The sequence below is a fragment of the Mycobacterium sp. genome (assembly GCF_035603715.1).
In the GTDB taxonomy this organism is placed as follows: Bacteria; Actinomycetota; Actinomycetes; order Mycobacteriales; family Mycobacteriaceae; genus Mycobacterium.
The window spans coordinates 1-7,262 of record NZ_DATNJW010000209.1; the positions used below are offsets into that span (position 1 = coordinate 1).

Consider the following 7,262-nt stretch of genomic DNA (forward strand, 5'->3'; position numbering starts at 1 on the left):
AGACACCGCCGCGTTCTACCGGGAAGCCGAACGCATCTGGCGGGCGCCCAACCTCACGCCGATCGGAGACGTGCAGCATGCCGGAGCAAAGCGGCTGCGGATCGCCGTCATCACTCATTCACTTCTTCGCGAATCCAGCCCCGAGGTTCGCGAGCTGACCTTGAAAGCTGCAGGCTTGCTCGAAGAGCTCGGACACCGCGTCGACCATCTCGAAAAACCGCCAGTGCCTTCGAGTTTCGTGTCCGACTTCGTGCTCTACTGGGGACTGCTGGCAATGGGCCAAATTCAGCAGAACAAGCGCACCTTCGACGGATTCGATGTCACCCGGTTGGACAACCTGTCGCGGGGCCTGGACCGGCATGCGCGTCGAAATCTGCACCGGATGCCGCTGGCGCTGATCCGTTTGTCCCGCGTGCGCCGGTACACCGAACGGCTGGCTCGCACTTACGACCTCGTGCTGACACCGACGCTGGCCGACGAGCCGCCGCAGATCGGCCACCTCGACCCGACCGCCGACTACGACCAGATCATCGACCGTCTGCAGGACTGGGTCGCGTTCACGCCGCTGCAGAACGTCACGGGGGAGCCTGCGATCTCGTTGCCGCTGGCGGTATCGACCAATGGACTACCGGTGGGGATGATGTTCTCGGCGCCGGTGGGCCACGAAGCCCGCTTGCTGGAACTGGCTTACGAACTCGAAGACGCTCGGCCCTGGGCGCATATCGACCAGACCTAGTCGGGTCCCAGCGCCTCCAGCATTCGCTTGAACTCGCGCTGCTGAGACGCCGACAGCTTGGCCAGCACGCGGGCGTCGGCTTCTCGCACCGCGGCCTCGGCGCGTCTCAGCTTTGTCCGGCCATCCGCGGTCAGCGAGGCCGGCAGCGCACGGCCGGATGCCACCGATGCGGGGCGGGTCACGATCTGCGCGTTCTCCAGCCTGTGCAGCACCGTGTTCATCGCCTGCGGTGAGACATTGCCCAGCCGGGCCAGCTCCGCGCTGGACAACCCGGGGCTCATGGAAAGCATTCGCATGCAGACGAATTCGGGCAGGGTCAGGCCCAGCGGGCTCAGCGCCGCCGCCACCTCGGGCCGCAGTGTTGCCATCACCTGAAACAACAGGTACCCAAGCGGCGCGTTCTCAATGTTGCCCATATCAATGATGTTGACACATATCAGCCTGATTGATATACCTGGGGTATGACTGAAACTCAGAATTTCGATTTCGATTTCGATCCGGCCTACCGTGGCGAGGCTGCCGAGTTTTCGGGTGGCCGACCGCCGTGGAGTTTGGGCGAGCCGCAGCCGGAGATTGCGGCGCTGATCGATCAGGGGAAGATCCAGGGCGACGTGCTCGATGCCGGCTGCGGTGAGGCCGCATTGGCGTTGCACATGGCGGCGTTGGGCCACAACACCGTCGGGCTGGACGCCTCGCCCACGGCGATCGAGTTGGCCACGGCGGAGGCCGCCAGGCAGGGGCTGACCAATGCCTCGTTCGAGGTGGCCGACATTTCCGCGTTCACCGGTTACGACGGCCGATTCAACACGATCGTGGACAGCACGCTGTTCCATTCGATGCCTGTCGAGCTGCGGGACGGCTACCAGCGCTCGATCGTCCGGGCCGCCGCCCCGGGCGCGTCGTACTTCGTGCTGGTCTTCAACCGAAGCGGGATGCCCGACGGTCCGGCCAACCCGGTGACCGAGGACGAGTTGCGCGATGTGGTGTCGCGGTACTGGGTGATCGACGAGATTCGGCCGGCCAGGATTCACGCCAACTTCGCTGACACCGATAGCCCAGAGTTTCCGTTCGCCGACGTTCGCGACGAGGGCAACGGTCGCAAATCCGTACCGGCGTGGCTGCTGTCGGCGCACTTGGGCTGACGGCCGCGGCGAAAGCCGTTACATCCCAACGAGTTGGGCGAACCCCTCGATGTGCTCATGCAGATCGAGGGGTCCGTCATAGACTGCTGCCGCGCCGGCGTCTTCCAGCGCTTCCCGCGACGTACCGCCGCTGAGAACTGCCGCGGCCGGGACGCCGGCGCGTAGCGCCGCCTTCACATCCCAGACGGCATCGCCGACGAAGATCGCGTCAGACGGTGTCGCGTCAACGCGTTCCAGCGCTATAGCAACGATGTCGGGATGCGGTTTGGCCCGTTCGGCATCGGCTGACGACGTCACGGCATCGATCAGATCTTCCGAGTCGAGTGCGTTTCGTAGCACCTCCAACTCTTTTTCGCCGGCCGATGTGGCGAGCACCGACCGCCAGCCCCGAGCGGCGATCGCTTCGAGCAGTTCCCGCGCGCCCGGTAGGCGGCGCACCTGCGCGGCGGCGTCGAGGAAGTACGTAGTGTGCAGCTTTTTCACATGCGAGCCGTGCTTGTCGGCGAGTTCGTCGCCGAGCAGGGCGCTGACCAGCTCGTCGCCCGATCGGCCGATGAGGCCCAGGATTCGCCAGCACGGTACTTCCTCGCCGACATCGAGGAAGGCGTGGTGCCACGCCAGAACGTGATGGAAGTTCGAGTCGACCAACGTCCCGTCGACGTCGAACAGCACAACGGGTTGCACCATTGAAATGAACCTTCCGGTTGAGTCGGGGCACCTGCTGGGTACCCGGCCCATGCCCGAATAACGCGGTGACCCTGGGGCGGTTCCCAGAAAGTGCGGTGAGCGACGGCACCAAATCGTCGGCGACGTGGTGCAGCACTGAACCGAGAGTGATCGATACCCGAGCCCGAGAGAGGTTAGCTATGCCGAAGACGACAAAGACCGGCAAGCCGAAAAAGGACGAATTACCCAGCACCGTGCGGCGGTCGAACTCCAAGGCGCAACGCACCTTCGCCAAGTCTCATGACGCGGCCGCCGACGAGTACGGCAGCGAAGAGCGTGCCCATCGCGTCGCGTATTCAGCGCTCAAGCACAGCTTCGAAAAAGTCGGTGACCGTTGGCTACCCAAGAAAAAGAAGGGCCCCTCGGATGCACGCGCAGAGCGGGGCGGTCTACACAATCCACTCCCGTCGGCCGAAGGCGTCGACGCCAATGCCAGCAAGAAACATCTGCTGGACGTTGCCCGACGGCTCGACATATCCGGTCGGTCCACGATGAACAAATCGCAATTGGTCGACGCAATCAAAAAGCGCAACCGTCAGGTCCGGAATCGTTGAGCGCCTCACACGGCGCATTCAATAGTTGTAAAGCCGATTGCGGAAAGGGACGCCTGGTGTGGTCGGCCATTGTGGGCAGAACCTGTGCCCATGGCAATCCGCCGATAGTTTCCTATCTGCGCAGGCCAAGCACGGTGCATAGGAACGCGAGACCAACTCGGTCCCAGCCTGATCGCTGTGGATGTGCTGTGACGTCGCCACGTGGCCGAGCAAACTCAGGCAAATGCTGCGAGGATTTGAGCGTCCGCCGATCACAGCCGCTTCGCGTACGACTAGGCGCGCACATCGGCGAACACGATCGCATACGATCCTGAGGTCGAGTAGGTGAATAAGTGAGCCGCCCGACGTTACGTCACACTCCGGATGAAGAGCGGGTCATGCCAAGCGGGCATAGTGCGCTGCAGGTTGGTGTCACCGATGTCGGTAAGGCCCGTGTGCTCACTCTCGTCGGTACGCTGAATGCCACGACATACGCCCCAATTCGTGACACCATCGTCAAAGCCGCGCTGGATGAACCTGATTCCGTCGTCATCGATGTCACCGAGCTAACCGTTCGAGAAGATCCGGCGTGGGCTGTATTCACCAGTGCCCGTTGGCAGATCGCTGAATGGCCGAACGTGCCGCTCGCTATGGTCTGCGCGCACGGTCAGGGTCGAAATGGCGCTCAGCGAAACGGCATTACCCGATATGTGCCTATGTACGCGACGCTTGAATCGGCACTTGCTGAGCTGTCCGCCGACGGGCTGCACCGCTATCGGCGGCGCTCACGCGCCTCGCTGCCGTCACAGCGGAGCAGCATTCGCACATGCCGTGAATTGACGACGCAGTGGTTGACGGAGTGGGCCAGAACCGACTTCATCTACGTGGTATCCACGGTCGCGACAGAACTGGTCGAAGCCGCCCTTGTCGACACCGATAGAAATTTTGCGCTTCGCCTGGAGACCGACGGATCGACGGTGTCGGTAGCGATACAACACGTTGGCATCGTCAGCCCGGTGCGCCGAAAGTCGGCTCGGGACAATGTTTCCGGCCTCGACCTGGTCGCGGGGAACAGTCGGGCCTGGGGCAACTACACCACCACGGCCGGCAACACCGTCTGGGCTGTCGTCGGCCCGGAAAATCGCTTCTGAGCCAAACAGCCTTTCCGGCCACAGGTCGGTTCCGGTTCGACTTGTGCCAGACGGGGTAACTCAGGGCCATGAGTGACAGCGATCACAGGACTGCCGAGGTGCGCGAGCAGGCACAGGTGCAAGCTGAGCAGGCCCGCACCGCAATGGAGGATCAACGTGACGGCAAAGCCGGCGGGGTGAGCGGGTGGGTGGCCGAACGTGCGGGCGAATGGGATCTCAGCGGTCAAGACGAGAAGACGATGCAACAGCAGAAGTTTTTCTGGAATCTGCTGGTGGATTATTGGTTCCGGATGGAAATCGACGGCTGGGAAAACATCGGCAAACCGCCTGCCTTGCTGATCGGCATCCACTCGGGTGCTCCGTTCGTGTGGGACGCCTGGACCGTCGGCCTGCAATGGTGGCGGCGGTTCGGTCCGGAGCGGCCCTTGCACGGCACCGCCCACGATGCGCTGATGGCCATTCCGGGGTTCGGCCGGTACTTCCGGTCAATGGGGGTGTTGCCCGCGGCCCCGGATGCCATCGCGACCGCGCTGGCCGAAGGCCACGATGTGGCGCTATGGCCGGGCGGCGAGGTCGACTCTCTACGCCCGTGGAGCGAGCGCGATCGGGCCAACCTGGCAGGGCGCAAAGGCTTTGTGAAGATGGCGATCCGCGCAGGAGTGCCGATTGTGCCGATCGCGACGGTTGGGGGTGCCGACGCCATGCCGGTTCTGATCCGCGGCGATCGGCTTTCGCGCGCTCTGCGACTGGATCGGCTGTTGCGGCTCAAGGTCTTTCCGCTGGCCATTTCGCTGCCGTGGGGAATCGCCCCCGCTGCGCTGCCGCAGCTGCCGCTGCCGGCCAAGATCCGCACTCGCTTCATGCCCGCGGTCGAGATCGACAATGATCCGGATCGAGCCGAGGACGACGACTACATCGATCGCAAGTATCACGAGGTACAGGACAGCATTCAAAGCGGGATGGACGCGCTGGCCCGCAAGCGCGCGTTACCGCTATTCGGTTGACCGCCAGACCATTTCGTGCAAGACAGCAACTGGGCCCGGTCCGTAATGGACCAGGCCCAGTCGATTGCTGCTTAGTTCTGGTGGGACTGCTGGCGCTTCTCGGCCGCCTCTTCACCGGCCCGAGCTGCCTCGGCCTCGGCTTCCTTCCTGGCGACGTCGCGCTGGGCTGAGGCCTTGTCCTGCTGAGCCTCGCCCTCTTTCTCGAGGTCCTTGTTGCCGACCACGCTGCCGACGGCCTCTTTGGCGAGGCCCTTGGCGCCCTCGACAACGCCCTTGACGCCTTCTACAGGCCCGCTCTTGTTGTCGTCCGACATAAAGTCCTCCTAGTGGCTTACGTCATTTTTCGTCTGGTCACCCGGCCAATTGCTCGACCGGTCGGACGCGGTCAGAATCGCGTTACTGCCTCATCGCGCCGCAGTTGGCGCATTCCCGCGGTGCCGCGCGCTGAAACCTCTGCGTGCGTCAAAGGCGTCGGCAATATGCCGTGACGGTGTCCCCTCGCTGGTAGAGGGCCTGGGGCGGGTCGCTGTGACGCCCCCCACGCAGCCAGCACTCCGAAACAGCTTCAACCGCAATGGCGTACGGCGTTGCTGGTCGCCGCGGGTTTGCCGACGGTCTTTCGGGCGATTTTGCGATCCGCGCCGACTGGCCGCGCGACAATCGCAGTTGAAGACAAACAGCCCGGTGACCCTGGGCGGACAGAGACCGGCCATGAGGCAGGATGGATCAAGCTATTAGGGGAATAGCCGTCGTGGGGATAGCTAGGTGTCGTCCTTTCATGCGAGGAGTTCGATGACGGAGCAGGAGCCGACGGGCGCCAACGGAGCCGGGGCGTTTCCGCCGGACGGCCGGAGCCCCGCCGGCGGGTCGAGTCGGCACGCGTACGCCCGGGTATTGCTCAAACTCGGCGGCGAGATGTTCGGCGGCGGACAGGTGGGCCTGGACCCCGACGTGGTGGCGCAGGTCGCCCGCCAGATCGCCGAGGTGGTCCGTACCGGCGTGCAGATTGCGGTGGTGATCGGCGGCGGCAACTTCTTCCGCGGCGCTCAGCTGCAGCAGCGCGGAATGGAGCGCACCCGATCGGACTACATGGGAATGCTGGGTACCGTCATGAACAGCCTTGCGCTGCAAGACTTCCTCGAGAAGGAGGGCATCGACACCAGGGTGCAAACCGCGATCACCATGGGTCAGGTCGCCGAGCCGTACATTCCGCTGCGCGCCGTCCGTCATCTGGAAAAGGGCCGAGTGGTGATCTTCGGTGCCGGTATGGGTCTGCCGTACTTCTCCACCGACACCACCGCCGCGCAGCGGGCGTTGGAGATCGGCGCCGACGTGGTGTTGATGGCCAAGGCAGTCGACGGAGTGTTCGCCGAGGACCCGCGGGTGAATCCGGCGGCCGAGTTGTTCACCGCCATCACGCACCGGGAAGTGATCGACCGCGGGCTGCAGGTGGCCGACGCCACCGCGTTCAGCTTGTGCATGGACAATCGCATGCCGATTCTGGTTTTCAACCTGCTGACCGATGGCAATATCGCCCGGGCCGTCGCGGGTGACAAAATTGGAACGCTGGTCACAACGTGAAGGGAGGCGCGGCGCAGAAATGATTGACGAAACTCTCTTCGACGCCGAAGAGAAAATGGAAAAGGCCGTATCGGTGAGTCGCGACGACCTGTCGACCATCCGGACCGGACGGGCCAACCCCAGCATGTTCAACCGGATTGTCATCGACTACTACGGTTCCGCAACTCCGATCACGCAGCTCGCCAGCATCAATGTCCCGGAGGCGCGGCTGGTCGTCATCAAGCCGTACGAAGCCAGTCAGCTCGGACACATCGAGGCTGCGATCCGTAACTCAGACCTGGGGGTGAACCCCACCAACGACGGCACGCTGATCCGGGTCGCGGTGCCGCAGCTGACCGAGGAACGCCGTCGCGAGCTGGTCAAGCAGGCCAAAGCCAAGGGCGAGGACG

Annotated in this window: 10 protein-coding genes; 7 read left to right on the forward strand and 3 right to left on the reverse strand. The window is 63.8% G+C overall.

The annotated features are described in order from the left end of the window. The coding region (locus tag VN856_RS08860; protein WP_325688097.1) for an amidase family protein at positions 1-736 on the forward strand (736 nt) is incomplete at its 5' end. Here the strand turns inward: VN856_RS08860 and VN856_RS08865 are convergent. After that, on the reverse strand, positions 733-1,152 hold the full coding sequence (locus tag VN856_RS08865; RefSeq protein WP_325688099.1) for a MarR family transcriptional regulator: 420 nt from the start codon (positions 1,150-1,152) through the stop codon (positions 733-735). The two genes, VN856_RS08860 and VN856_RS08865, sit on opposite strands and share 4 nt — an antisense overlap. A gap of 45 nt (positions 1,153-1,197) precedes the next feature. Here VN856_RS08865 and VN856_RS08870 point away from each other — a divergent pair, with 45 nt between their 5' ends. Further along, complete coding sequence (locus VN856_RS08870) at positions 1,198-1,878, forward strand: class I SAM-dependent methyltransferase (RefSeq protein ID WP_325688101.1); 681 nt, start codon at positions 1,198-1,200, stop codon at positions 1,876-1,878. An 18-nt stretch (positions 1,879-1,896) separates the two neighbouring features. On the opposite strand, the gene VN856_RS08875 is transcribed toward VN856_RS08870, so the two are convergent. Further along, a complete protein-coding gene (locus VN856_RS08875; RefSeq protein WP_325688103.1) occupies positions 1,897-2,565 on the reverse strand; it encodes an HAD family hydrolase in 669 nt (222 codons plus the stop codon). 179 nt (positions 2,566-2,744) lie between these two features. On the opposite strand from VN856_RS08875, the gene VN856_RS08880 reads away from it, so the two are divergent. From VN856_RS08880 to VN856_RS08890, 3 genes are all read left to right on the forward strand, one after another. Beyond that, entirely contained in the window at positions 2,745-3,158 is a 414-nt protein-coding gene (locus tag VN856_RS08880) for a ChaB family protein (RefSeq protein WP_325688105.1), read from the forward strand. Positions 3,159-3,490: 332 nt separating this feature from the next. Further along, positions 3,491-4,288 carry an STAS domain-containing protein gene (locus VN856_RS08885; RefSeq protein WP_325688107.1) on the forward strand — a complete coding sequence of 266 codons (798 nt, stop codon included), beginning with the start codon at positions 3,491-3,493 and terminating at the stop codon, positions 4,286-4,288. 68 nt (positions 4,289-4,356) lie between these two features. Further along, complete coding sequence (locus VN856_RS08890; protein WP_325688108.1) at positions 4,357-5,292, forward strand: lysophospholipid acyltransferase family protein; 936 nt, start codon at positions 4,357-4,359, stop codon at positions 5,290-5,292. A gap of 71 nt (positions 5,293-5,363) precedes the next feature. Here VN856_RS08890 and VN856_RS08895 read toward each other — a convergent pair whose 3' ends face one another. Continuing rightward, positions 5,364-5,606, reverse strand: a complete 243-nt coding sequence (locus VN856_RS08895; protein WP_325688110.1) for a CsbD family protein — start codon at positions 5,604-5,606, stop codon at positions 5,364-5,366. Between the two features lie 478 nt (positions 5,607-6,084). Between VN856_RS08895 and pyrH the strand changes: the two genes are divergently transcribed. Together pyrH and frr are read left to right on the forward strand one after the other, a co-directional pair. Beyond that, positions 6,085-6,873: a UMP kinase gene (pyrH, locus tag VN856_RS08900; protein ID WP_325688111.1), complete on the forward strand. Its 789-nt coding sequence runs from the start codon at positions 6,085-6,087 to the stop codon at positions 6,871-6,873. Positions 6,874-6,892: 19 nt separating this feature from the next. After that, a partial coding sequence (gene frr, locus VN856_RS08905; protein ID WP_325688112.1) for a ribosome recycling factor occupies positions 6,893-7,262 on the forward strand: 370 nt, incomplete at its 3' end.